This window comes from Streptomyces sp. NPDC007095 (genome assembly GCF_040634475.1).
Lineage (GTDB): Bacteria > Actinomycetota > Actinomycetes > Streptomycetales > Streptomycetaceae > Streptomyces.
In genome coordinates, this window is sequence record NZ_JBEYFS010000136.1 from 1 (window position 1) to 26077 (window position 26077).

At 67.8% G+C, this 26077-nt stretch carries 23 protein-coding genes; 20 read left to right on the plus strand and 3 right to left on the minus strand.

Annotated elements, in window-relative coordinates; translation table 11 throughout:
* Together ABZ656_RS36175 and ABZ656_RS36180 are read left to right on the plus strand one after the other, a co-directional pair.
* The coding region (locus ABZ656_RS36175; RefSeq protein WP_360273736.1) for a bacterial transcriptional activator domain-containing protein at positions 1–1994 on the plus strand (1994 nt) is incomplete at its 5' end.
* A gap of 112 nt (positions 1995–2106) precedes the next feature.
* Complete coding sequence (locus ABZ656_RS36180; protein WP_360273739.1) at positions 2107–4014, plus strand: DUF2637 domain-containing protein; 1908 nt, start codon at positions 2107–2109, stop codon at positions 4012–4014.
* A 23-nt stretch (positions 4015–4037) separates the two neighbouring features.
* On the opposite strand, the gene ABZ656_RS36185 is transcribed toward ABZ656_RS36180, so the two are convergent.
* A complete protein-coding gene (locus ABZ656_RS36185) occupies positions 4038–4718 on the minus strand; it encodes an HAD hydrolase-like protein (RefSeq protein WP_360273742.1) in 681 nt (226 codons plus the stop codon).
* Between the two features lie 129 nt (positions 4719–4847).
* Here ABZ656_RS36185 and ABZ656_RS36190 point away from each other — a divergent pair, with 129 nt between their 5' ends.
* The 18 genes from ABZ656_RS36190 to ABZ656_RS36275 all read left to right on the plus strand — a co-directional run bounded on the left by ABZ656_RS36190 (position 4848) and on the right by ABZ656_RS36275 (position 24634).
* Complete coding sequence (locus tag ABZ656_RS36190) at positions 4848–6068, plus strand: helix-turn-helix transcriptional regulator (RefSeq protein WP_360273745.1); 1221 nt, start codon at positions 4848–4850, stop codon at positions 6066–6068.
* A 93-nt stretch (positions 6069–6161) separates the two neighbouring features.
* Positions 6162–6677, plus strand: coding sequence for a hypothetical protein (locus ABZ656_RS36195; RefSeq protein WP_360273748.1), 516 nt, complete (start codon positions 6162–6164; stop codon positions 6675–6677).
* A 107-nt stretch (positions 6678–6784) separates the two neighbouring features.
* A complete protein-coding gene (locus ABZ656_RS36200; protein ID WP_360273751.1) occupies positions 6785–7168 on the plus strand; it encodes an ATP-binding protein in 384 nt (127 codons plus the stop codon).
* Between the two features lie 295 nt (positions 7169–7463).
* On the plus strand, positions 7464–8096 hold the full coding sequence (locus tag ABZ656_RS36205; protein ID WP_360273754.1) for a DUF6302 family protein: 633 nt from the start codon (positions 7464–7466) through the stop codon (positions 8094–8096).
* A 336-nt stretch (positions 8097–8432) separates the two neighbouring features.
* Positions 8433–9419, plus strand: coding sequence for a hypothetical protein (locus tag ABZ656_RS36210; RefSeq protein WP_360273757.1), 987 nt, complete (start codon positions 8433–8435; stop codon positions 9417–9419).
* A 66-nt stretch (positions 9420–9485) separates the two neighbouring features.
* On the plus strand, positions 9486–11012 hold the full coding sequence (locus tag ABZ656_RS36215) for an amino acid permease (protein WP_360273760.1): 1527 nt from the start codon (positions 9486–9488) through the stop codon (positions 11010–11012).
* Positions 11012–12403 (plus strand): glutamine synthetase family protein, encoded by a 1392-nt coding sequence (locus ABZ656_RS36220; protein WP_360273763.1) that lies wholly within the window; start codon positions 11012–11014, stop codon positions 12401–12403. Before ABZ656_RS36215 ends, ABZ656_RS36220 begins: the two co-directional genes overlap by 1 nt.
* An 88-nt stretch (positions 12404–12491) precedes the next feature.
* Positions 12492–12629 (plus strand): hypothetical protein, encoded by a 138-nt coding sequence (locus ABZ656_RS36225; RefSeq protein ID WP_318273808.1) that lies wholly within the window; start codon positions 12492–12494, stop codon positions 12627–12629.
* Between the two features lie 348 nt (positions 12630–12977).
* A complete protein-coding gene (gene tgmA / locus ABZ656_RS36230) occupies positions 12978–13271 on the plus strand; it encodes a putative ATP-grasp-modified RiPP (RefSeq protein WP_060897234.1) in 294 nt (97 codons plus the stop codon).
* The gene (gene tgmB, locus ABZ656_RS36235; protein WP_360273768.1) at positions 13268–14215 is read left to right on the plus strand and encodes an ATP-grasp ribosomal peptide maturase; all 948 of its coding nucleotides are present in this window, start codon (positions 13268–13270) and stop codon (positions 14213–14215) included. Before tgmA ends, tgmB begins: the two co-directional genes overlap by 4 nt.
* On the plus strand, positions 14176–15330 hold the full coding sequence (tgmC, locus tag ABZ656_RS36240; protein WP_360273771.1) for an ATP-grasp peptide maturase system methyltransferase: 1155 nt from the start codon (positions 14176–14178) through the stop codon (positions 15328–15330). The genes tgmB and tgmC overlap by 40 nt, the downstream gene beginning before the upstream one ends.
* 66 nt (positions 15331–15396) lie before the next feature.
* Positions 15397–16041 (plus strand): amino acid--tRNA ligase-related protein, encoded by a 645-nt coding sequence (locus ABZ656_RS36245; RefSeq protein ID WP_360273774.1) that lies wholly within the window; start codon positions 15397–15399, stop codon positions 16039–16041.
* Positions 16038–18074 (plus strand): ABC transporter ATP-binding protein, encoded by a 2037-nt coding sequence (locus tag ABZ656_RS36250; RefSeq protein WP_360273777.1) that lies wholly within the window; start codon positions 16038–16040, stop codon positions 18072–18074. The genes ABZ656_RS36245 and ABZ656_RS36250 overlap by 4 nt, the downstream gene beginning before the upstream one ends.
* Before the next feature lie 115 nt (positions 18075–18189).
* Entirely contained in the window at positions 18190–18426 is a 237-nt protein-coding gene (locus ABZ656_RS36255) for a hypothetical protein (RefSeq protein ID WP_360273780.1), read from the plus strand.
* Between the two features lie 100 nt (positions 18427–18526).
* On the plus strand, positions 18527–19987 hold the full coding sequence (locus ABZ656_RS36260; RefSeq protein WP_360273783.1) for a site-specific integrase: 1461 nt from the start codon (positions 18527–18529) through the stop codon (positions 19985–19987).
* Positions 19988–20145: 158 nt separating this feature from the next.
* A complete protein-coding gene (locus ABZ656_RS36265; RefSeq protein WP_360273786.1) occupies positions 20146–21927 on the plus strand; it encodes a hypothetical protein in 1782 nt (593 codons plus the stop codon).
* Entirely contained in the window at positions 21924–24221 is a 2298-nt protein-coding gene (locus tag ABZ656_RS36270; RefSeq protein ID WP_360273789.1) for a hypothetical protein, read from the plus strand. The genes ABZ656_RS36265 and ABZ656_RS36270 overlap by 4 nt, the downstream gene beginning before the upstream one ends.
* Complete coding sequence (locus ABZ656_RS36275) at positions 24221–24634, plus strand: hypothetical protein (protein WP_360273792.1); 414 nt, start codon at positions 24221–24223, stop codon at positions 24632–24634. The genes ABZ656_RS36270 and ABZ656_RS36275 overlap by 1 nt, the downstream gene beginning before the upstream one ends.
* A gap of 102 nt (positions 24635–24736) precedes the next feature.
* Here the strand turns inward: ABZ656_RS36275 and ABZ656_RS36280 are convergent, their stop codons facing one another.
* Both ABZ656_RS36280 and ABZ656_RS36285 read right to left on the minus strand, forming a co-directional pair.
* A complete protein-coding gene (locus tag ABZ656_RS36280) occupies positions 24737–25042 on the minus strand; it encodes a hypothetical protein (protein WP_360273795.1) in 306 nt (101 codons plus the stop codon).
* Positions 25043–25079: 37 nt separating this feature from the next.
* Positions 25080–25886: a hypothetical protein gene (locus ABZ656_RS36285; RefSeq protein WP_360273798.1), complete on the minus strand. Its 807-nt coding sequence runs from the start codon at positions 25884–25886 to the stop codon at positions 25080–25082.
* Positions 25887–26077 lie beyond the last annotated feature (191 nt).

The window sequence follows — 26077 nt, forward strand, 5'->3', positions numbered from 1 at the left end:
CGGCACCTCTCACACACGAGGCCGCCGGATCTCTGGAGCCGAAAGAGGAATTGGTGGCAGGCGCCGCCCGCCTGGACGTAGCCCTGCGGACCCTGGCCCACCAGGCAACCCAGGACGGCGACGGCGAACTGCCTCAGCTACGGGCCGCCCGGATCGGCGCCCGCGCGCTCGAGGTGCTGCCCGAAAACCTCGCCCAGGAGCCGCGGGCGCCCTTCGCCGCGGGGAAGAACGGTTGGTGGGTGCTGCCGGCCGACGCGCCCCTCCTGGACGAGGAGGCTGCCCGCGAGGTGCCGGCGCCGTATCCGGCACTGGTCACCGTCGGCAGTACCGAGTCCGGTGGCCTCGTGCTGCTCAACCTCGCCCAGGTGCCCGCGTTGCTGCTGGACGGCAACCCGGTGCACATCACCGAGGTGTGCACCTCCCTCGCCCTGGAGCTCGGCATGAGCCCGTGGGCGGCCGACGTCGAGGTCGTCACCATCGGGTTCGGCGAGGACCTGCCGCAGCTGCTGCCCACCGCGCGGATCGCGCACATGCGGCAGTCCGCGCACGCGCTGCGGGACCTGAGCGAACGGCTCCTGGAAGCGCACCAGATGCCCGAAACCCAGCATCAGCCGTACCTGCTGCTGTGCGCGTCCGCTCTGGACGCGGACCTTGCCTGGGAGTTCGCCGACGTCATCGACCAGGCCGGAACAGTTCCTGTCACCTTGGTGGCCCCGGCGAGTACGGCAGCCGCGCACTTCCCTGAAGCTGAGATCCTCAACGCTTCACTCAACGAGCCGCAGCAACTCGACTACGCCGGCACTGAGATCACCCTGCAGCGTCTGGAGCATGCCGCCTACCTGCAGATCACCACCGCACTGAAGGTGTCCGGGCAGCCGCCTCACCCGGCCGAGGGGCCCTGGCAGGAAGTCCCGGACGAGTACGACACCAGGCAGCAGCCCCGGCGTCTCGCGCCGGAGGGACCCACCGCACCCACGACGGGGGCTTCTACGAGCCCCTCGCGGGCAGCGGACGTGAGCACTGAGATCTTCCCGGCCCTGCTCGCCGCCTCCACCGATCCGGCCGGGCTGCGCCTGCTGCCCACCGCCGAGGCGCCCGCGGCGGCCGAGGAAGACCCTGCCGAGGAAGATCCTGGCACCGAACCGACGACGGCTCCCACCCCAGCGGCCCCGGAGACAGACGGAGGCGAGAACTCCGGCGAGGAGGGCGCGGCGCAGGAGGTTGCAAAGAGTGAGGCGCACGACCTGCACGCGCCGGAGATCCGGGTCCTGGGCCCAGTCGAGGTGACGGGCGTGGACAGCACCGGCCACGGTCCGCGGATCGCCCAGCTCGCCGCGCTGCTGTACTTCCGGCCCGGACGCAGCGCGGACATCCTGTGCGCCGACATGGACCCCGTCAGCCCCTGGTCGGCGAGCACCCTCAATGCCCGGCTGCAGGGACTGCGCCGCTCCCTGGGCAGCGATCCCGCCGGCAACCCCTACGTGCCACGCCGCAAGTCCGGCGAGGACCCCTACCGGCTCTCCCCCGGCGTGCGCTGCGACTGGACCCGCTTCCTTCAACTCGCCGAGCGCGCCCTGCCCCTGGGCCCGGCCGGCCTGCCAGACCTGGAAAAGGCACTCACTCTGGTGCGGGGCCGGCCGTTCGGCGGCAAGCCCCTGCCCTGGGCCGAGCCCTACCAGCAGGAGATGATCACCCGGATCATCGACGTGACGCACACCGTGGCCACCTACCGCACCCCCGCAGGTCCGCACCACGACCTCAGCATGGCCCGACAGGCCGTCGCGACCGGCCTCGACGTCGACGACACGGCAGAGTTGCTCTACCGGGACTGGATGCGAATCGAGGCCGCCGCCGGGAACCGGCAGGGCCTCCATACCGCCATCACCCGCGTCCAGCAGATCAACCGGGCCTTGGACTGCTCACTGGAGATCGAGACCGAGCAACTCATCAACGACCTCCTGAACACCGCCGGCAGACAGGTCCTGGCCCAGTGATCCACCTCCAGCAGCTCAGTCGCTGCGGACCGACCCGAGGCCGGGCGTTCGGCCCGCCCCACGACACGGTTCAGCGCGCATGCATGACGGCGATTCAGATACGAGGTCTTTGATGGAGAAAGACCAGCAGCGCGGGACAGCAGGAAGCACGACGCCAGCAGCAAAGCTTGGCCGGGCACACCGCATCTTGATCGGTGTGGTCGTCGCCGGTGCGCTCGTCATCGCGGGAATCGGCTTCGCGGGTTCCTACGCGGCCGTGCGCGAGCTGGCCCTCAAGAAGGGCTTCGGGAACTTCGCGTACGTCTTCCCGATAGGCATTGACGCGGGTATCTGCGTCCTGCTCGCCCTGGACCTCCTGCTGACCTGGATCCGCATCCCCTTCCCACTGCTGCGCCAGACGGCGTGGCTGCTGACGGTCGCGACGATCGCCTTCAACGGCGCGGCGGCCTGGCCGGACCCGCTGGGCGTCGGCATGCACGCCGTCATCCCGGTCCTGTTCGTGGTCTGTGTCGAGGCGGCCCGGCACGCGATCGGCCGGATCGCGGACATCACCGCCGACAAGCACATGGAAGGCGTCCGCCTCACCCGCTGGCTGCTCTCGCCGGTCCCCACCTTCCTCCTGTGGCGCCGTATGAAGCTGTGGGAGCTGCGCTCCTACGAGCAGGTCATCAAGCTGGAGCAGGACCGCCTCGTCTACCAGGCCCGCCTCCACTCCCGCTTCGGCCGCGCCTGGCGCCGCAAGGCCCCGGTGGAGTCGTTGATGCCGCTGCGCCTGGCCCGCTACGGTGTCCCGCTCGCCGAGACCGCCCCCTCCGGCCTGGCGGCGGCGGGCATAGAGCCCGCCCTCCTGCCCCCGCTTACCGTCGAGCAGGGTCCCGCCGCAGTGCAGGCGGACGCCCTGGCACTCGACGCCCGAACAGCCGGCCGGGGACAGCAGCCGGAGCCGGTGAGCACGGAGGCACAGCGTGTCATGCAGGCCCAGCCGGTGGGCGGCGGGCAGCCTCGTGAGCAGGCGTCCATCGACGACGCCGAGGGACGCTTCGCCGAGGCCTACCAGTTGTGGCGCGCTCAGTTCCAGACTGAGCCCACAGCCGCCCAGTTCGCGTCCTTCCTCCGAGACGAGTTCGGTATCTCTACCGCGGCCGGTGGTCCGCTCTCTGATGACCAATTGCTGCCCCTGCTCAGGGTCTTCCAGCAGCACTACACCTCACCGGCCGAAGCTCATCCTGCTCCGGGCGACACGCAACCGGCCACAGCAGACGAGTCATGGGACGGGTTCTTCTACAGTGCCTGGCTCACGTACGCGCATCAGTACGGCCAGTACCCCGACGCAGCCACCCTCGCGGCATACGTATTCCAGCGAGACGGCATCACCGGAGCCGACGGCCAGCCCCTCACAGGCGAGGGCCTGGAGGGCTTCGTCGCGGTCTTCCAGGAGCGCGAGTTCGGCGACGGTGAACCGCAGGGCGAAGAGACGGACCATGAAGCCGGCGAACAGGCACCTCCAGCACCCGCCCCTGCCGAGACTGACACCCAGCAGACACCCGCCATTGCGGGAGCACAGGCCGCGGAGGAGAAGCAAGGCCTCCGGGTAAACGCTGCTATCACCGATGAGGAGACCGCTCCCGCGGAGACGAACAAGGAAAGCGACCTCACCACCGTCGACCGCTACTACCTCGCGTGGGTGGAGCACCAGAAACAGCGCGGCGCCGAGCCCACAGACAAGCAACTGTCTGCCTACCTCGACGAGAAGGGTGTGCAGGGCCGCAGCGGGAAGCCGATCAGCCCGTCCACGCTGCGCAGATACCTCCTGTCCTTCCGTGCCTACGGCGTCTGGGCCGAGCACCGGATGCGCAATGAGGCCCCCTTGGCCGACGCCGTTGCGCAGGACTGCGCAACGCGCGGGATCACCGCCCAGTACAACACCCCCATCACTGCTGCCGACATTACGAAGCAGGCCCACGACTTTGAACGCCGCTGGAAGGCTCTCGCCCGTTACCGTGCCGATGCCCAAAGCTGATGCCCCACTCGACACGCGCCTTGCTAGTGCGGGGTGTCGCCACAGACGAGTTTGACGAGCAACTCGGTGTCTCTCAGGTCTGAGAGGACTGCTTGGGCGCCTGCGTCCCGGAGGGTGAACTCATCGCTGCGCCCCGAGGCGACCGCGATCACGCGTACATTGTTGGCCTGGGCGCCTTCAATATCCGCTGGGGTGTCACCGATCAGCACTACGTCCTTGGCGGAGGTGTCTGCCCGCTGCAGGCAGAGGCGCACGAGCTCGGCGCGGGCATCGCTATCCTCGCCGTACGCACCCAGTTCCCATAGGATGTGCTGGTCGAGCCCGAAGACCTGGAGCTTGATCTTGGAGACGGGGCGGACGTTTCCCGAGACGACGGTTTGCTGTACTCCACAGGCATCGAGCGCGTTCAGGGCTGCGGCCGCACCGGGCAGGGCGTGGCCACGCTCGCGCAACTCCGCAGCCTTTCGCAGGTGAGCTTCGGTGAGGGCGCGGGCGAAGCGCTCGAAGTCCGAGCGGTCGGTATCCATGCCATGGAGCCTTGCGGTCTCGCGGAAAATAACCTGTTCCGTAATGCCGTCGATCTTCGCTTGTTGGCGCATAGGCTGGCCGGTGGACCGCAGGAAGGCGGTGGCCGAAAGCTCGCGGCCCACACCGCGTGTGTCGATCAGGGTGTGGTCGATGTCCCACAGAACCAGTCCGGCCATTGTGCCCTCCCCAACTACCCAGTTCCACTGGGTCACAACACGTCACGTGAACGTGTGCGGATCGTGTGTACTGCCACAGTCTGAGTCTTACGCTGACGGTACGAGAGATGCCCAGGAAGGGGGACGAACGTGACGTCGACTCCGCCGAGCCTGCCCGTCGGCCGCAAGATCCAGCACTACCGACGAGCGAACGGCAACCGCTCGGTCGCTGTCATCGCTGGGTTGTGCGGTATCACCGAGCGCTATCTTCACCTGATCGAGGCTGAAAAGAAAATGCCGTCCGCCGAGGTGCTGGGCTGCATTGCTGCCGAATTGGGCGTGTCCGTCGCTGCCTTGCTGACCGAGGATCCGATCGAAGAACCCTCAGCACCTCACACGACAGAGCCAGCGGTCGTCCGTGCACTCATGGGACGTATGCCCGCACGCAGCAGCAATCTGGTACACGCCGCGCAACTGCGCGAGCGAGTCGAACGGGCGTGGCAAATCTGGCAGGCTTCCAAGGGACGATTCACCGAGGCGGCCCACACCCTGCCCGGTCTTATCGTCGACGTGGAGCACGCCGTACGAACACATCGACACGGAAGCGACCCGGCGGCACGGCGCGAAGTGCTGAGGGTGGCCGCAGACCTGTATGGCCTGCTGCGCTCATACTGCCGCCGGACTGGTCGTCTCGATCTCGCCCTCATGGTCGCAGACCGCGCAATGCGTGCAGCCGAAGACGCCGACGACCCCATCCGCATCGCCGCCGCATCGTGGAATCTCGGCCACGTCTTACTTTCCCACAACGAGCCCAGTGCCATTGAAGAGGCCAAGGAGATCGCGCTCCTCGCCATCGAGCATTTACGCCAGGCTCCTGCGAACCTCGAGTCTCCAGCGGTCGAAGGCGCCCTCGAACTCGTCGCTGTCGTCTCCGACGCCCGCCGCCGCAATTGGTGGGAGGCGCGCCAACGCTTGGAGCAGCGTGCGGTTCCTCTTGCGCGGAAGGCGGGAGAAGGCAACGTTCAGTGGACGGTGTTCGGCCCTACCAACGTCTCCCTGCACGCGATGAGCATTGAGATGCTCGCGGGCGAGGCCACCGAGGGACTGCGCGTAGCGGACCAGCTTGACACCAGCCGACTACCCAGCAGAGAGAGGCAGTTCACGTTCGGGCTTGAAGTGGCCCGCTGCCACTATCTGCGCCGCGAAGACGCCGCCGTTCTGGTCCATCTGCTCGGTCTCGAAGATCTTTCCCCCGAGGACTTCGCGCGCAGCCCCCTCGCCCGGGACATCGTCCTAGGCCTGCAGCAGCGCGTCCGACCCTCCTTCCGGCGCCAGGTCGCCGGGCTAGCCAAACGCCTCCAACTCGTCTGACGGAACTGACAGTTCCCCAGAACTCACAGTTCGGTCCGCCGCGCCGCGTCAGCAGTACCTTCACACCCATCGCAGTGAAGGACGAGGTGACGGATGATCAGCGACACAGCAGGACTGGCGGGTGTGGCCGGGAAGAGACTCATTGGCCACCCCGGCGCGATCACGGTGGATCCACACCTGGCTGTCCCAGCGCTGTACTTCCTCGTCCCTGCTGGCGCCACCACTGACTGGCGGATGCCACAGACCACGGCATTCGGCCAACCGATGCGAGTGGCGCTGCCACCTGACCGCAAAGAGCCGCCGCCAGGACCGTACTGGCTGATTCAGCGTTCGCAGGGATCCACCGAGGTCGGCGAACTGCGCCATGCCTTGGAGGCAGCCAACCGCCCGACGGTGGCACAGGAACCGGGTGGTCGTGGCATCCGGCGAGCCAGTGTCTTGCTCGATGCCGTGCTCAGCGCAGTTCCGAACGAAGGCAAGTCAGACGAGCGGGTCCGCAAGCCTCAGGCGGCCCGCTCGCGTCCTCTCCGCAACAGCCACGAAGGAAGGTGCGTGGCGATGGCCACGGCAGTGCAAGTCGGGCTCTCTGGCCGAGACGGCGGCACATGATGACGCTCACTACGACAGCCATTCGCCTCGCACCCCGCCTGCACGAGGACCGGCTTGATGCCATGGCCGTATGGTTCGAGCGGCAGCTACGGAGCCCGTGCCAGCCGATGCCGCCTCAGGATGCCCGTCGTGTTCCGCAGATGCGCCGGCTCGTGGCCGCCCGGCTGCGTCTGTGTGGATTACCTGAACTCGTTGAGCCCATGGAGCTGTTGACGAGCGAGTTGGTCACCAACGCACTGGAGCACGGAGACGGCCTGGGGGTGTCTCTGCTCCTCTCCTGTTCAAGCGAGACCGTCCGGCTGACGGTCGACGACGGCTCGCGAGAGAGTCCCCGGCTGAGAGCGCCTGAGCTGGATGCCGAGAGCGGTCGGGGGCTGTGGATCGTTGCGGCCATCGCTTCCGAATACGGCGGCTCCTGGGGTGTCAGCCCCGACTGCACGAAGACCTGGTGCTCTCTCACCGTGCCCACAGCGAAGGAACCTGCCGTCTGATGGCCGCTTTGGAGTTCACGCCAGCGCAGCAGATGTCAGCGGCCGCACCGGCCGTGGACATGGGTGACTTCGCGGAGCTGGTCCGCTCGCCCAGGCACTCGCAAACCACGGCCGCCCGCGGTATCGAGCGGACCGCCGCCCTTCTTCCTCCTTCAGTAATTCGAAGCCCCCGCGTGCCCCCGGCGCGGGCCCGGTCTGTCGGGTGTCCACCGCGGTGCGCACCCGACAGACCTCATTCCCCGCCCCCATTCCCGCAGCCGTCAGGTCTCTTCGAGGCCGCACGGGAGACAGACTGATGACGAATCACCGCACCAAGCGCGAGGTCTCAGCAAATCGCGCAGCAGTTATCGCCCAGAAGACGACCGTGGTCCGCCGATACACCTACGAGGGCGCATCTATGGCGGCGCTCTGCCGTGACTACGGCGTGGGAATCGGATGGCTGCGGCGGCAGTTCGATACCTGGGACGTACCCCGGCGCCCGCGCGGACGGACTGCCTACGCAGCCGGGCAGGAGACATCCGCCGATGAGGGGGAGCGGGCGGCGCTTGCGCAGCGTCTGGCGGAGCCCTGCCTGCTCGAGCAGAGCCTCGTCCTCGATCTCAGCTCAGCCCGGGTCTCCGGCGCAGGCGTGAGCCCGCTGGCGGTACCCGTGAGCGGGGTTCGCGTAGCGGGGGAAGTGACCGTCGGGAACTGGGGCGAGGCACTGATCGTCATCCTGCAGCTGGAAGCACATCCAGAGCGGTATCCCAAGGTCCGCCAGCGTAAGCCGCTCGGCTCGCCGTGGGAGCCGAGAACCGTCTGCTGGGGTGCCTCTACACCCGTCGATGACTGGCCCACGCGAGGCCACATGTTCGGGTACCACGAAGCCGGGATCAACGACTACACCGCCGCTCACGCCCAGTCGTCTGCACCCCTCGGCCAGCGCTGACCGCACGCCTCAAGGCTCCACGGCCCTGTTGTCCGCGTCAGGGGCATGCCCCTCTACCAACGGCCCCCTCGCCCTCCACTCGGCTGCAAACACGCGAACGCTAGCCATGGCCAGCCGCTTCCCGGCCGAAGGACAACCCCAGGGCGGCGAGCACTGCAGTCATCCGTCCGGTCCCTCCCCCCAACCCACCACCCCACACACGACACCCAGTCGGCTGCCGCTCAGCAGCCCCCATTCCTCTTCGAGGCCCCGTGTTCCCCAAACCCCTCTTACCCACCCAAGCCAGGATCCCGGTCCCGTTAGCGGTCAACACCCGCTTCTTTCGAGGGTGCACCGATGCCCACACGTGACATGGCCCTGACTATTCATCCGGCAGGCCGCGACGACGATCTCCGTCTGGCCCTCGAAGACCTGCAAGTCGGCCGGTGGCTCTCCACCCACCATCTCCTGGCCCACACCCATACCTGGACGCTGCGGACCGCCCGCAGCCAAGTCCTGGCAGCCGGCGCCGCGAGCGGGGGTGCCGTCGACGCCTGGATCGCCGAAGAGCCTGACAGCCCGAACGCGCTGATGATGCGCGCCCGTGTCCTGACGCAACGCGTCCTCACCGCCCACCGCGCCAGGGCGAACCACCACACCCTGTTCCAGGCAGCCGAGGCAGCACGCCAAGCGTGCGGGGATGCCGCTCGTCGCTGGCCGCACGACCCGGTGCCCTGGGTGTGTCTGCTGGCCCTGGCCCAGCTGGACATCGACCACCGCGACAGGCACCGCCTGGAGCACTGGGCCCACCCGCCTGAAGCCCTCCTGCCGCCCGGCCCGTGGCCGCTGCTGGGGGAAGTCGGCAGACGCGATGCGTGCAACCGGGAGGCCTACCACCGGATGCTGCAGTGCCTACAGGCACGCGGGCGCGGTGCGGTGGATTTCTCGCGCTGGGTGGCCTCCGTGACACCGCGCGGTTCCGTCCTTTTGACCCTGCCCCTGTACGCCTACGCCGAGAGCTACCGGCTGCGGATGGAGAGCGGCCAGGTCTCCGGCTCCCTCGGATTCTGGACGGACGAACAGGTCCGCTACTACGTCAAGCTCGCCCGTGACGGCTGGTTCGCCCACCTGCCCGACACCGCCGACTGCTCTCTTGTGGACCTCAATCACCTGGCCTACGCGCTGAACGCCTGCGGCCTGTCCGGTGCTGGCGAGGTGTTCGAGGCGATCGGCACCTTCGCCACCACCGCGCCCTGGGCGCAGCTGAGTGAAAGCCGGTGGTGGCAGGACGAGTTCCTCAAAGCCCGCGCCTACGCGCTGCGACGGGGGGCTTGTGGCAGATGAGAAGCCGGACACCACCCCCACCCAGGCGGTGACCCCCGGCACCACCCTGGCCTGCCTTTCCCTTCGATGCAGAGGATTCTTTCGGTGTCTTCGAGACATGCGTCCCACCGGCTGGACGATGATGCTGTTCTGGCCCGCCTCGGCTACCGTGCCGAACTCGCCCGTCGCATGGGTCCGTTCGGGAACTTCGCGATCTCTTTTTCCGTCATCAGCATCCTGTCCGGCTGCATGACCCTCTACGGCTTCGGTCTGGGCACCGGCGGCCCTGCCGTCATCATGTGGGGCTGGGCCGGCGTCGGCCTCATGGTCCTGCTGCTGGGCATGTCCCTGGCCGAGGTCACCTCCGCCTACCCCACTTCCGGCGGCCTCTACTACATGGCCCACCGGCTCGGCGGACCCCGCTGGGCCTGGATCACCGGCTGGCTCAACCTGCTCGGGCTCCTCGGCGCCATCGCCGGCATCGACTACGGCGCCGCCCTGTTCACCGGGGCCTTCGCCAGCCTCCAGTGGGGCTTCACCCCCACACCCGAGAACACCATGCTGATCTTCGCGGGGATCCTGCTCCTGCACGCCGTACTGAACGTCTTCGGTGTCCGCCTCGTCAGCCTCCTCAACTCCATCTCCGTGTGGTGGCACCTGGCCGGCGTCGCCGTCATCGTCGCAACGCTCGCCCTCGCCCCCGCCCAGCATCAGAGCGCCAGCTTCGTGTTCACCCACTTCAACAACACCACCGGCTTCCACCACGGCCTGTATGTGACCGCGCTCGGACTCCTGCTCGCGCAGTACACCTTCTGCGGATACGACGCCAGCTCCCACCTGTCCGAAGAAACGACACAGGCCCAGGTATCGGCACCGAAGGGCATCGTCCGCTCGATCTGGGTGTCCTGGACCGCCGGGTTCATCCTGCTGGCCGGGCTCACGTTCTCCATCCAGGACTACGCCGGCACCCAGAACACCAGCACCGGCGTGCCCCCAGCACAGATCTTCCTCGACGTTCTCGGCCCCACCGGCGCCAAAATCCTGCTGCTGATCGTGATCGTGGCCCAGCTGTTCTGCGGCAACGCCGAAACCGCGGCCGCCTCCCGCATGGTCTTCGCATTCTCCCGCGACGGAGCCGTTCCGTTCGCGGCGACCTGGCGGCGCGTCAGCACCCGGACCCAGACCCCCACCGCCGCGGTGTGGCTGTCGGCTGCGGCCGCGCTGGTGCTGGCGCTGCCGTCGCTGTACTCACCGACCGCCTACGCCGCAGTCACCGCAATCAACGTCATCGGCATCACCCCCGCCTACGCCATCCCCGTCTACCTGCGCCTGCGCACCAAAGACACGTTCCAGCCCGGCCCGTGGAACCTGGGCCGCTGGAGCAAGCTGGTCGGCTGGATAGCGGTGGTATGGGTCGCGTTCGTCACCGTCCTGTTCTGCCTGCCCCAGGTCTCCCCCATCACCACCGACTCCTTCAACTACGCCGGTATCGCCCTGCTCGCCGTCCTCCTCCTGGCATGGATCCTGTGGATCACCAAAGGCCGGCGCACCTACAAGATCCCCACACTCGGCACCACGGCCGAGCACACCGCCCTCGCTGAGGACGTGGTCTGATGAACGACACACGCACTGAACACAGCCGCAGCACGCCTGCCGGACTCCTCTCCCTCCACGACTTCCACACCGCGGTGGAACGTGCAGACATCACCACGGTCATGCTCGCCGTACCGGACATGATGGGCCGCCTGAAAGGCAAGCGCCTCAACGCCGAGACCTTCATCGAACGCCTGCAATCCGGGGCAGAAGCGTGCGCCTACATCCTGGCCACCGACGTCGATATGAGCCCCGTCCCCGGCTACGACCTCACCGGCTGGGAGACCGGATACGGCGACCTGTCCGTCATCCCCGACCTGCACTCCATCCGCCGCCTGCCGTACCTGCCGCAGACGGCTCTCATCCACGCCGATGTCGCCCACGCCAGCGGCGAACTGGTCGAGGTCGCCCCGCGTCGCATGCTCCAAACACAGCTCGAACGGCTCTCGCGCCTCGGGCTGGACCCGCGGGTCGGGCTGGAGAGCGAGTTCGTCCTCTTCCAGGCCGTTCCTCAACAGGCGAGCCCGGCCCGGTACCGCCGCCTGCGACCTGTGTCGCCCCACAACCTCGACTACGCCCTCGACCACCCCCCGGCGCTCTCCGACTTCTTCCAGCACCTGGAAGACGCGCTGCACGGTGCCGATACACCGGTCGAATCGGTCAAGACCGAAGGCGCCCCCGGCCAGGTAGAGGTGACGTTCCCCTACGGCGAGGCGCTGCGGGCCTGCGACTCCTACACCGTCTACCGGCACGCCGTGCGCAGCATCGCGGCACGGCGCGGCATGACGCCCACGTTCATGGCCGCCCCGAAGACCGGCGTCGGCAACGGTCTGCATCTGCATCTGTCCCTCTGGTCCGGCGGCAGCAATGCCTTCGCCGCCCGCCCCGAGGAGGCGCAGCTGCCCGAACCCCTGTACCAGGCCGTCGCCGGACTGATCTCCGCACTGCCGCACATGGCCCCGCTCTACGCGCCCACCCCCAACTCCTACAAGCGGTACGTCCCGCACTCGTTCGCACCCACCCGCTACACCTGGGGCTACGACAACCGTAGTTGCGCCATCCGTATCACCGGCCATGGCGAGGGTCGGCATGTGGAGGTGCGGCTGCCCGGAGCCGACGCCAACCCCTACCTCGCGCTCGCCGCCGCCCTCGCCGCCATCCACCACGGCCTGGCTACCGAGCCCGAACTGCCGCCCCACACCACCGGCGACGCCTACCAGGAGGACAGCGCGCTGCCCGTCCCGCGCAATCTTGCCGACGCGGTGGCGGACTTCGACAGAAGCAAGACCGCACTGGCCGCGTTCGGGGCGCCCGTCGTGCGGCACTACGCCCACGCCGCGCAGCACGAGATCGACGAACATCGCGAACGCGTCACGGACATCGAGCTGAACCGGGGGTTCCTCCGTGCCTGATCTCCTCCCTCGTACCGCGGGGAATCATCTGCCTACCTCTGCCTCTGCCGAGGGCCGGCCCGCGGCCGATCTCGATCGCTCAGCACGGATGAACCGCATCACGGCGACCGTGTTGTCCCTGCTGTTCGACCTGGCCCAGCAAGCCGCTCGCTTCAACTCCGGCGTGAACCCGTGGGGGCAGCTCGCTGTGTACGACGACATCGACTTCGCTCTCTTCACCGCATGACTCCCGCCCGGTGCCCGCCGCATGAGGCGCTGTCGGCACCGGGCGGGGCCCCTGGCGCGGAGGGCCAGGCGACCCCCGATTCCCCTCGGGCGGCATGGCAGCCCTCCGCGCCGGGACTCCACAGCTGCATCCACGGAAGCAGGCCGCATAGACCCTGCCCGGTGGCCCGGATGCCGTCCGGCCATGGCCATCGGGCAGTTCACAAGCTCCGCCCGTGTGACACGAAAGTTGGCGCGGGCGGAAACGGCGCTGGGGCTTCGTCCCCCGGCGGGTCCCAGCGCCGCCCTGTTGGTATGACCTTGCCCCGCCGACCCGGCGGGTTTCATCACTGCGACACAGAGGAGACGCATGTTCGTCCACTCCGACCGCCTGCCCACCGGCACCGCGGTCCCGCAGGGAACCATCACCCCGTCCCCGTGGGGGGCGAGCCGTATGGCGCCCTACCCCACGGCGGCCCCTGGGTACGCCAGGGCCGAGTTGGACCCGGCCACCCAGACCGCCGTCTTCTACGACGCCGCCGGCCAGGTCATGGAAATGCCGGGCCACGGCACCAGCACCGGTACCAACCCGTCCACGGGAACCAGCCCTGACGGCAACGGTGGCACCCAGGACACCGACACGGGGAGCGACAGCGACCAGTGAATGACCCACGTCCGGTGTTGGTCGTCACCAGCCTGCACGACCCGACCGCCGACGTGGTGATCCGCGAGCTGCACGACCGGGGCATCCCGGTCGTGCGGCTCGACTCGGGGGACTTCCCCGCATCACTGTCGGTGGAGGCCGAGATCACCTCGCAAGGCGTCCGGGGGCGGCTCACCACCCCGTCCCGTATCGCTGACCTGGCCAGCGTCCGCGCCCTGTACTACCGCCGCCCGACCGGCTTCGCCTTCCCACATCTCAATGAGCAGGACGCGCGGTTCGCCATCACCCAGGCCAGGTATGGACTCGGTGGAGTGCTGGCGTCACTTCCCGGCTGCCTCTACGTGAACCACCCACACCGCATCGGGGACGCGGAATTCAAGCCGTCCGGACTGGCTGCGGCGGTAGAGGCCGGCTTCCTGGTGCCGCCCACACTCATCACCTCCAGCCCCGACGCTGCCAGGGCCTTCGTCAAGGGGCACGACTCGGTCATCTACAAGCCACTGCACAACCCCGTGTACCGAATCGACGGCGTCTCGTCCGTCGTCAGGATCGCTGAGGTGACCGCCGAGGACATCGACGAGAGCGTGTCCGGCACAGTCCACCTGTTCCAAAAACGCGTCCCCAAGACAGCCGACGTGCGCGTGACCGTCATCGGCTCCCAGGTGTTCTGCGTCCGCATCGACTCCGACGTCCTGGACTGGCGCACCGACTACGACCGCCTGACGTACACCCCCGTGGAGCCACCGCCAGAGGTTGAGCAGGCCCTTCACCACTACCTGGACCACTTCGGGCTCGTTTTCGGGGCTTTCGACTTCTGCGTAGGCGAAGACGGGCAATGGTGGTTCCTGGAGTGCAACCCCTCCGGTCAGTGGTACTGGCTGGAGTCTGAGACCGGCCTGCCGATGTGCGCAGCCCTGGCAGACCTTTTAGAGAGGACGTCGTGACCGACCAAGCACAGCTCCACAAGCAACTCATCGACTCCATGACGGCGAACGGCAGTCTGCGCACGGAACCGTGGAAGCGTGCCGTCGAAACCATCGCCCGACACGAGTTCCTGCGGACCGGGTTCTTCCGCCGCCTGGACGGCACTGTGCCCTCGGCATGGACACCCGTCCTGGAAGACGACGCCAGTTGGCTCGAAGCCTGCTACGAGGACGAGTCCCTGGTGACTCAGATCGCCGGCACGATCATGCCCGCGGACATCCGCGGTCAGATCATGCGCACGCCGACCAGTTCCAGCACGCTGCCGTCTCTCGTGGTGCGCATGCTGGAAGACCTCCAGGTCGAGCCGGAGTCGAAGGTGCTGGAAATCGGAACCGGCACCGGGTACTCCACCGCGGTGCTCTGCGCGCGGCTGGGCGAGGAGTACGTCACCTCGATCGAGTACGACGAGGAAGTGGCCGCACGTGCACGGACAGCCCTGGGCCGACAGGGGATGTACCCAACGCTCGTCAGCGGCGACGGCCTTCTCGGCTACGCGGACGGGGCACCGTACGACAGGGTGATCGCTACCTGCGGCGTGCGCACCGTTCCTGCGGCCTGGATCGAGCAGACCCGGCCCGGTGGCCTGATCCTGACGACCATCGGTGGCTGGCTCGGCTCGTCGGAACTCGCACGCCTGACAGTCCACGACAACGGCACGGCAACCGGGCCGCTACTGAGCGGTCAGGTCAGCTTTATGCTCGCGCGCCCGCACATGCCGCCCGCGCTGGGCTTGCTCCCCGACCTCAGCGAGGGCAAGGAGCGCGAGGCCATCATCGCAACCGACGCACTGAACGACTGGTCGTCCCGCTTCATCGTGCAAATCGCAGCTCCCCACGCACAGCGCCTGACGATGGAACGCGACGGGCGCACCGAGCACGTCCTCGTCGACGTCGAGTCCGGCTCGTGGGCTGCCCTCTACGAGGAGGACGGCCGCTGGATCGTGCGGCAGGACGGGCCCAACGCCCTCTGGGATGCTGCCGAGGAGCAGCTCGGCCGCTGGCACGCGGCTGGCACTCCGGCGCTGGAGGAGTTCACCGTCAGCGTCACCCCGCAGGGCCAAACCATCACCTGGTAGGCCCCAGATCGGCCCCGCTCGTCCGCCCCCCCGTGGCGGATGGGCCGGGCCCTCTGCTGCGCTCCCATGAGGTCCGACCTGCTGTTCAGCCTGCGTGACACGCTCCGCGCGGAAGCGTTCGTCGAGGTGGTCACCCCGACGGTGCGGAAAGCCGACCTCGGCTCCGGACGCCGCGTTCCGGTCAACCTCGATCAGGGCCGGTTCCTGCGGGTGATGATCGGCCCGGCCCTGCGCGTGAACATGAAGCACCACCAGCGGCTCTTGGAGATCGGCCCGTACTACCGGCTTGAGAAGCCGGACGAAGTACCCGCACCCGAGTTCACGATGCTCGATTCTGCGCCGCCCACGACGACTTCGATTTCGTGCTCGCGCTGGCCGAGCGGCTGGTCACCCGGCACATCCGCTACACCGCGCCGCGCCGTTGCCCCGACCCCGGCCCCGGCCAACTATTCCTGTCGTGCAACCGCCACGTCCCTTCAGCCCCAGCCAGAGGTCTCGGGGGCGTCAGTTGCTCCCGACAGAACATCGGCGTTTCGGCCAACCACCCCTTCCGGAGTGCTCTTGCGGGACAACGGTCCTTGTATCTCACACCTTCCAGCAGCCGCACAGCGCCGGGCTTCGCAGACCGACCGAAAAACACGTGTTCGAAAACCAGGCGGTGTCGTTGAACTCGATGACACTGCCACGACCGTCAGAGGGGAGCGACGTTGACAACGGCCGGACCACACCGTGATGCGCCGCAGGATGCGAAAGCCACGGCAGTTGAGGACGGAATCTCGGATGCGGAACGCGAGCTCTACGGGGGACGGCTCCGCTACGACCAGTCCTATGTGCGCCACGAGGGCCCGCTGACCAGGCTCTCGTTCGGGCACATGGCCGCCGCGCTGCCGCGCATGGTCGGCATGGTGCTGCGTACCGGCTGGGAGACGGACCGGCGGGCAATGGCCGGGGTCGTGGTGGCGCAGCTCGGGCAGGGGGTGACGGCCGCGTGGGGGCTGGTCGCGGTGAACTCGGTGCTCACGCGGCTGTTCGCGGACGGTCCGACCGCGGACAAGCTCCGCGACGCCCTGTCGTCGCTGGTGGTGCTGGCCATCACCGCAGTGGGGGCGGCGCTGTTGTCGGCGTGGTCGACGGCGATGTCGGGCCGGCTGGAGCCGCAGGTGGAGCGGGTGGTCTCCGCGCGGTACTACGCGTCCGTCACCCGGGTTGAGGTGGAGGCGACTGAGCGGCCGGAGATCCAACGTGTGCTGGAGGCAGGCAAGTTCGGTACCGACTCCGCCCGCAGCATGCTGCGGCTGTCGGTCGGCGTGGGCAACGTGCTCATTGGGATGGTGGCGGCCGCCGTCGTCCTGGCGTCGCTGCACTGGATGCTGCTGCCGATGCTGCTGGCGATCGCGTTGCCCAAGGGGTGGGGCGCAGTCCGTTCTGCGCGCCGCGACTACGTGTCGCGGCTGAACTGGGTCGATCACCGGCGGGCCATCGCGTCACTGCTGGCCTACCTGACCCGCCCGCACGCGGCGGGCGAGATCCGCGTGCACGCGGCGGGGACCAAGCTGCTGGACAGCTACGAGGAGATGTCCCGGCAGACCGAGGCCGAGCAGCGGAGGCTGGCCCGCGCGCAGGCATCCACGGACCTGGTCGCCGGGACTTTCGCCGGTCTGGCGTCGCTCGCCTGCTACGGGTTGCTGTGGTGGCTGCTGGCGAGCGGCGGTCTGCCGCTGGCCGTCGGCGGGACCGCCGTCATCGCCATCCGCACCTCGACCGCACGCCTGACTTCTCTCGTCCAGCAGGTCAACCGCCTCTACGAGGAACTGCTGTTCCTCACCGATACCGAGACCGCTATCCAACTGGCCACCGAGCACGCCATCCCGTCCGCCGGCGCCTCGCTGCCCTCCTGTGTGGACCAAGTACACGTGGAGGACGTGTCGTTCACCTACCCCGGGGCCGACTCCCCAGCGCTGAAGGGAGTGAGCCTGTCGGTTCGCCGGGGCGAGGTGACGGCGCTGGTGGGCGCGAATGGTTCCGGCAAGACGACCCTGACCAAGCTGCTCGCCGGGCTGCTGCTGCCCACCGAGGGAAACGTGTGGTGGAAGGACGACAAGGGCGGCCAGGTCGAACTCCGAGAGGCCGACCGGGCCCAGGTCTTCGCCGTGGTGGGGCTGCTCGCCCAGGACTTCCCGCGCTGGGAGATGACCGCCGCCGCGAACGTGGCCATCGGCGCCGGCAACCGTCTCCGGGACATGGACCGCGTCAAAGACGCCGCCCGGGCCGCGAACGTGCTCACGCTCATCGAAGGGCTGCCGCACGGCTGGGACTCGATCGTGTTCAAGGGCTACGAGCGCGGCGTCCAGCTCTCGGGCGGGCAGTGGCAAAAGCTCGGCACCGCCCGCAGCCTGTACCGCGCCGCGCCGTTCCTCCTCGTCGACGAGCCGACCTCCGCGCTCGATCCGCACGCGGAGATCGCCGCGTTCGCAGGGCTGTGGGCCCTCGCCGAAGAAGGGGACGCGGTCGTGCTCGTCACGCACCGGCTCGCCGCGACCGCAAACGCGGACCGTATCTACGTCCTCGATCAAGGGCGTGTGGCCGAAGAAGGCACACACGATGAACTGATGGCTCACCAGGACGGGCTCTATCACGGCATGTTCACCGCCCAGGCCGCCCAGTTCGGGCTCACCGCTTCCCCGGAGACACCGGTGCCGGCAGCCCGGCACGCGTCTCCGCCCGTCCAGGAGGACGCCTCGTGACACGACGACCATGCCCAGTACCCGCCCAACCGCCCGACTCCTTGGCCGACGGCCGAACGTCGGGATCCGCGTCTTGTCTGCGACAGCAAGCCCCCGTCGACCGTGAGGTGATGACGTGCCGCCCACCCGTTCCCACATCCGCCAAGCCGTCAATGCGTACCTGGACCGCCATCCGCAGGAGCGGGATGCCCTGGCCGGGCTGCTGGCCGCCCTCGACGGCCCCGCCGACCCGTGCAGCCGCGCAACGCTCCCGGGCCACATCACCTGCAGCGCGGCCATCATCGACCGCGACCAACGAGTGCTGCACATCGGGCACAAGGCGACCGGGCTGCTGCTCACCCCAGGCGGTTAGGCCAAGCATTTGAGACTGTCTCACCCTCCCTTCGCAGAGGGTTCCTTTGTGTCCGGCAGGTGGTTAGGTTCATGTCTCCCCACCTGTCTCAAGGAGCCCTGTGGACTACTTCTTTACGTCCCGCGATAAGGTCCGCCGCTACGGCGCGGCTCCCGACGCCACCGACCTTGACGGCCTGCGGTATGTGACCCGGGAGCGGGCGCTCAAGGACGGCACCCCGTTCTTCCTCGGCTCAGACATGCGTCCCTTGGAGCCGCACTGCTCCTTCTTCCTGGATCTGGCCAAGACGCTCAAGGCGAAGTCGTTGCAGGACTACACCTACGACTTCCTGCACTTCAGCGACTTCCTGGAGAGCCTCGATCCGCCCAGTGATGTGCTGTCCGCGGTAGAGGACGACCTACTCGCGTACCGCGAGCACTGCACCGAACACCGGGACGAGCCCATGTCGCCGGCCACCTGGAAGCGCCGCCGCGTGACGATCCGCAGTTTCTACGACTGGGCAGTTGACGAAGTCAAGTTGCTGGACAGGCGTCCCTACTACCGGCGCCCGAACGGGCGGGACGTGCTGAGCTGGGGCGCCACCGCGGCACTCGACGTACGGCACCTCACGTACGAGCAGTGGTGGTTCCTGGACCGTATCGGCCTTCGTGGGCTCCTTCCGGACGGTACGGCTGACCCGTCGTTCCGATCCGCGCACACGTTGCGCGACAGCGCCGGCGGCAATCTGTCGATCACTACCGGTCTGCGGCTGCGTGAGTTCCGTGCCCTGCTCGACATCGAGGTCGGCCCACCACGCCGCGATGGCACGGCGAAGGAAGTGGAGCTACAGGCCATCGCGAAGTTCGGTCTGCCACGGACCGTGGAGATTCAGGACGCGACGCTTCGGGAGATCGACTGGTACCGCCGGACCGAGCGCGCAGCCATGGTGCGTAGGGCGTCGAAGAATCTGTGGCGGCGCCGCGAGGACTTCTTCGTCGTCGATGACATCAACACGCGCCAGATGAAACTGCGCGGTGTCGAGTACGGCAGGCGCCGGACCTGGAGTGTCAAGGCGATGGACGCGGACCTGCGAGCGCGGACCATGATCGAGGGACAGCACGGGCTGGAGCCGATGGCCCTGTTCGTCGGCCGCCACGGGCGGATGATCTCCAACCAGCGGTGGGAGCAGATATTCCTGGGCGCTCATGCGCGCACGCTGCGGATCATCGAGGAGCACGGCCTGGAACTGGAGATGCCGAATCAGGTCCGGATCCACGATCTACGGCACACGTTCGCGATCTACATGCTGGAACTGCTGACCGAGCTGCTGCGCAAGCGGGACGCGGAGGAGTACACGCGCTCAGGCCGCGTACCGGCCTATGCGGCCGACCACCAGTCGCGGAACCCCTTCCTGACCGTGATGCGGCTCCTCGGACACCGCCGCCCAGAGTCGACGATGCGGTACCTGACGTACAAGAAGAAGTCGAACCTCGCGGTCGCGCAGGCCATCAGGGAATGGAACGAGCAGGACGCCACATACGCGGAGTTGGCCTCGCGGCACGGTGGAAGGGGGAACGGCTGATGCCGCGCCGAGGAGAACGCCGCGGCACCTCCGGCACCCGTCGGCCCCGGCCCGCCGAGCCCCAGCCGGACCGGATCGGGATACGGGAGATCGTCTTCCGCCAACGCGATCGCCCAGTGTATGCGCGACTTGACCCATCCGAGTTCACCTGTGCCACCTTGGCCGGGCAGCTCGCGGATCTGTGGGTCGACTACCACCGCAAGAACGCGCTCAAGACCGTTCACGCCTACCCAACCGCCATCCGCTCCTTCGCGAAGTTCCTCGACAAGCGTCTGCTGGACCAGGGCATCAACCCGGCACAGGCCCGGTTGGAGGACGAACGACTTAATCTGCCGGCCCTGCTCCATGCCTGGGGGCAGAACCTCCTCCAGAAGTACCCCGCGAATTCCCGGCGCCCCTGGGGCCTGGAGCGCGCCTTGCTCGCCCTGCTCAGCCACGGCGCCGAACGCGATCTGAGCATTCCCGAGCGAGTACGGCGCCGCGCCGCCGCCCCTCCCGGCGTGCGCAAGGCCACCGGGCAGGTTCTGGACGAGTTCAGCAACGCCGAACGGGTGGCCATGCGCAAGGCCGCTCAGGACGATGTCCGCTCGCTCGAGAAGCGGCTCGCCCGCGGACGCGAGCTCCTGGAGGCCGGGCAGGATCCGCGTCAACACGGGTGGCTGGAACTGCCGAACCTGATCTGGGCCACCCGAAACGGGCTGGTGGACAGCCATACGCTGGGCGAAAACCTTCCGCTCAGCCGCAACTGGCCATCGGAAATCCGGGAGTTCGCCCAAAGCACCGGCATCTGGCCCGGCATCGGCCTAATGGGCTGCCTGCACCACATGCTGTTTCCCCGGGAGATCGACCTCCATCCGTTCCGCGTCCTGCTTCTGCTCGCGATGACCGACTGCACCTCGGAAGAACTCCACGCCCTGCAGGTGCCTGATCTGGAGTTCAGTGCCGAGGGCGTGCGCATCGTCCAGTCCAAGGAGCGCGCCGAACGCATCCGCGCAGACTTCCACCTGACCGATGCGTCCGACGGCATGCCCGAGGAGCTCGGCGACAAGGAGTATCCGGGCCGCGGCGCATGGGATGTACCGGGCCTGCTGCGGCGCCTCCTGGAGACCAACGCCCTGACGCGCACGGTGTTCGACAGCGAGCCGTGGTTGTTCACCGCGGTGGAGTCCCGCAGGAGCGTGCGCATGGAAGCCGCGCTGGCCGCCTTCGCCGACCCGGGCCGGCGCTTCACCCACTGGCTCGGCGGCCACAGCGGTCCGGACCGGCCGTTCCCGAAAGGAGTCTCGCAGCCTCACGACGTCCGTCGACTGCGGAAGACCGCGAAGACGACCCGGGTGGTCGCGCTCGGCGGCACCCTGACCGACCTGGCCGGCGACGACCACAGCGTCCGCGTGTTCCAGCAGCACTACGCCCACGGCACCACCGCACACGTACTGGCGGGCGCCGCGATGAACCGCGCGCAGTCGAAAGTCTTCGCCACGGTCACGGGAAGAGCGACCTTGGTACGGCCCGAGGACGAAACCCGCCTGGGCGAGCCCGAAGTCGCCACCGCGCTCGGCGTCACTCCGGAGCAAGGCGCCGAGCTGCGCGACGGTGTAATCGACATGGGCGTGAGTAACTGCAAGGACCCGCACAACTCGCCCCACTCGGTGCCCGGCAAGCTCTGCCACGTCGCCCCGGCGATGTGCATGATCTGCGACAACGCCGTCGTCTTCATCTCCCAACTGCCCCAGCAAATACTGCTCTTCGACCACATCCAGCACATGCGCGACGTACTACCGCCGAAGACCTGGGACAGCGTCTGGGGACGGCAAGACGCCGCGCTGAAGCAGGTCTTCGCGGAATGCGCCGACCACATCGAGGACGCGCGCAAAACCATCGAGAAGCAGTCCCTCACCCTGAACCTGCCCCTGGGGATGCGAACGGAGTACGACCGATGAACACACCCGCCCGCCCGCTCGCGCTCAAGTCCGCGACCTTCGCCGACCACGAATCGGTCTACTCCGATCTTCCCGGCCAGATCCCCGGCGTGACCGGGCCGACGTTCGGCCGTCCCGACATGTGGCCGGGGGACAACGTGCGTCGACCCGCCAACACCGTCAAGGCCGCGTGGCGGTGCGACTTCCCCGGCGATCCGACAGGGAACCTGCTCATACGGGAGGTGGCTTTCTGCATGCTCCACCCCACACATGCCGCGCTGCAGGAGGCCGGGATCTTCTTGCCTCCTGGAAAGTGGGGGCTGCGTAGAACCGCGCAGAGCTGCTTTGACCTGGCGAGATTGCGGACCTGGGCTCAGGAGCACGACATGCCGGATGATTTCGGCCTGTGGGATCCGGCGGACTGGCAGGCGTTCATCGATTCGCGTTCACGCGTCACCGAGCCCTCGTCCGTACGCAAGGTGGTCTCCTCGTTGCGGCACCTGATGACCTTCTCGCCGGTTCTCACCGGCGTCCCTACATTGGAGGATCCCTGGCCGGGGAAGTCGAGTGCCCAGGTCGCCGAATCGGTGTGGACCGACGAGCTGTCCACCCCGACGATCCCGCCCGAGGTCTGGTGGCCGCTGCTGCGGGCGGCCTGGGCGTACATCGACCGCTTCGCCCCCGGCATCCTGACCGAACGCGACCGTCGCCAGGCCGAACCAGTCAGCGGACCGCCACCGCAGATGGACAGTGACCGCGAGCTGGAGGTGTGGCTGGCGGATCCCGGCACAAGCATCCCGCTCAACGCACGTAACCGCGGCCGGGCCCGTCGCGGCGAGGTGAACTGGCGGCGGGCCAGCCAGCTCGCCACCAACGGCCGCACCATCGTGCTGTTCGCCGCCGAGAGACCCCACGGCCTCAAGCGACGTCAGCGCGTGCTCGAATGGCTCGCCGAGACCGGCCGTAGTCACACCGGCCTCGTACGTGAACCGTCCTTCACCCCGCCTACCGAGAAACGGCTCACCCACCGCGACCGAGTCCTGCTCGAGTGGCTGGACAACCCGGACAACTTGATTCCCGTCCACCGGGCAGACGATCAGGTCGCGTGGGCTGGCGAGCCGAACTGGACGGAACTCGCCCGACTGGTCTACGGCCAGCGCAGCAACGCCTTCGGGCTCGGCAGCAAGGACAAGGCCAAGCTCCGCCGTCAGTGGGTGGGTGAGGTGGCCTGCGATCCGAACCGCACCATCGCGACTGATCACGGGCTCAACCCCCGGATGCTGCGGGCTGCTTGCTACGTCTTCGTCGCTGCGCTGACAGCCATGCGCGACAGCGAGATCCACGAGATCGAACGCGGGGCACTCTCCCAGTACTACGGCGCCCCGGCACTCGCCTCCCGAAAAGTGAAGGGCGACGACTCCCGGCCCCGCGGCTACTGGTGGATCATCGCACCCGTCGCGCAGGCCATCGCGGTTGCCGAACAGGTCACCTGGCACGACACCAGAGTCTTCACCGCCATCACCGCGCTGGCCGGGGGTGGCCACGGCGGCTTCGACGCCGCCCGCGACATCGACGACTTCATCACCGCCGTCAACGCCAACCGCGAGTACACCGGCCTGGAAGAGATTCCTGAAGCGCTGGTGCGGCCGCACATGTTCCGGCACACCATGTCGATCATCGCGGCGCAGGAGCCCGACGGCGAGATCGCGCTCGGACTGCAGCTCAAGCACGCCGCCCGGCGGGCCCTAGCAAACCGCACCACGCTCGCCTACGGCAAGCCCGACGCGCGGTGGGCCAAGGAGTTCGACAACCAGCTGCAAGTCGCCGCGGCCAAGAAGCTGGTCTCCCTTCTGCAGGCCCGCCGGGCCGGGAAGGTCATCGCGGTCGGTCCCGGCGCCGCCCGTTTCCACGCCGGACTCGACAAGGTCAACGACGTCATCGAGCAGAGCAGCGTCCTTCGTGCCCAGCTCGCCGACGAGCCTCTGGAAATCACCCTGCTGCGGGACGAGTTCACCGATCTACACCTGGGCACGGTCAACCACTGTCTGTGGAACGCCCCCACGGCCGAGTGCCAGAACCAACTCCCGCCCGATCAGCGCGGCCAGACCCCACTCCTGGGAGCCTGCCAGCCCGCCCGATGCCGCAACTCGGTGCTGACCCTCACCCACGAGCGGATCTGGCGCATGGAGGAGGCCGACCTCGTATCGCTACTGAAGAAGAAGCTGTCCAAGCCCCGGCGCGAACAGGCCCTGGCCCGCCTCGCCGAGGTCCGCTCGGCAACCGCGCAGTTCGACAAGATGAAGGAGAACACCTGATGCCGGTGTCCGCCGCCACGGAGACGAAGCTCCGCGAGGCCATGGCCCGACTGCTGGCCGGCGAGCCGCTGCACACCGACGGAGCGCTGACCAAGGAGAACCTGGCACGCGAGGCGAAAGTCAGCCACGCCACCGTCCACCGGGCCGAGACGATCCTGGACGAGTGGAACGCCCAGGTCGCCCGCCCTGTGCTCCGTACGCCCGGAGAAGTCCAACGCGACGAAACAATCGCTGACTTGCGCAAAAGGCTCCGCGATGCCACCACCAGGGCGACCGAGCTGCAGGGCAAGCTCGACGCACTCGCCACCGTGACGGCGAACCTCTACTACGAAAACCTCCAGCTGAAGAAGACGTCCGCCCAAGGGCAGGGCCGCATCGCCGCCCTGCCCGCATCGGGACCGTGGCTGGAGTAATCCCGCAGGTGGGACGTCCACTGAACCGAAGCACATCCTCAGTGGAATGCCAAGAGGCCGGACTCTGGGGAGAGCACCGCCTCTCGGGTGGTGAGGTGGCGCCTACCAGTAGGTGCGCGTGATCTTGTCAGGAAGTCGTCCCTGCCGCTCCCCTTCCTGGAAGATCGCCGATGCCGCGATCAGGAAAGCACGGCGGAGCTGCGGGTCAGGGTCTGGATTCTCCACATTCCCGACTTTTTTGTCGAGCAGCATGTCACCGAGGGTTGTTCCCTCGAGCGTGCAGGGGCGGGCGACTGATCCCTCCGGGTCAATCAGGATGTTCCCGGTGACACCTTCTGCAGTTTCCCAGGCGTAGACGAATCCAGCTTCGAGAGATCGGATCTTCCTGCACGTCAGTGATGCTGTCACGGAGATTCCCACCAGTTCGCTCGCGCCACGGATTTGATCACCTGAACCCTATGCCGTCCGCCGCGGGCGCATGTTCGTCCCAGGTGTGGCCAGCGTCCAAGGTCGCCTGATGGGCGCGGCGATAGTTCTGGTCGCCGTGCTGACGCATCCAGTTCGACTCGTACAGTTCATGCGCGAGCAGATCGAAATCGCTGGGATGCGGATTTCCGTTCTGGAGGCGTTCCCAGGCCCTGGCGATACGCGGATTGGCGTCGAATCGCAGCATTCCCGCGTCGAGCTGATGCGATTCGACGAACAGGTGGTTGTAGATCTGATTGATGTCGGCCGCGGAATAGCCGTGCGACGCCGCAGTCTGCGCCACCCGGTCGAGCTGGGCGTCGGCGCGGATCGCGTCATAGGCGTGGTCCGCCCATTCCAGCTCGAAGTCCATCTCGCTGCGCGGCCGCCGGAAGGACGAACCGCCGGACTGCAGCTCCCGCTCCGTGGCCACCGCGGTCCGCCGCCACCCGGTCAGCCCGCTGACCCCGGTGAGGACCAGTTGCTGGGCGAGTTCGTCGGCGGTCTCTGCGTACAGGTCGGCGAGCGCGTCGCAGCCCTGCTGCCGGAGCATGTACTCGGCGCGGTAGAGCCGGTAGGCGGGGCGGACGGGAAGGTACTTGTCGATGAACGCGCCCGCGCCACCGTTTTTACCGGTGAACGCATCCTCCAAGTCCCCGAGGAACACGAACGGCGACTTGGCGACGTCCACGAAGGCGTCGCCGAAGATGCCGAGCGCTTCACCGAGGCTGTCGACTCGGTCGTTGTTCGGGTCGTCGGGGGTCAGACCGCTGGGGTCGGTGAGCACGCTCTCTCTCTTGAAAATGGCCTGAGCTTGTGTGTATCGGTGCAGCTCAACCGGCCTCTTCGCGTGGGGTGACGGTGACGTCGAGGCCGAGGGCTCTCTTGAAAATGGCCTGAGCTTGTGTGTATCGGTGCAGCTCAACCGGCCTCTTCGCGTGGGGTGACGGTGACGTCGAGGCCGAGGGCTCTCTTGTA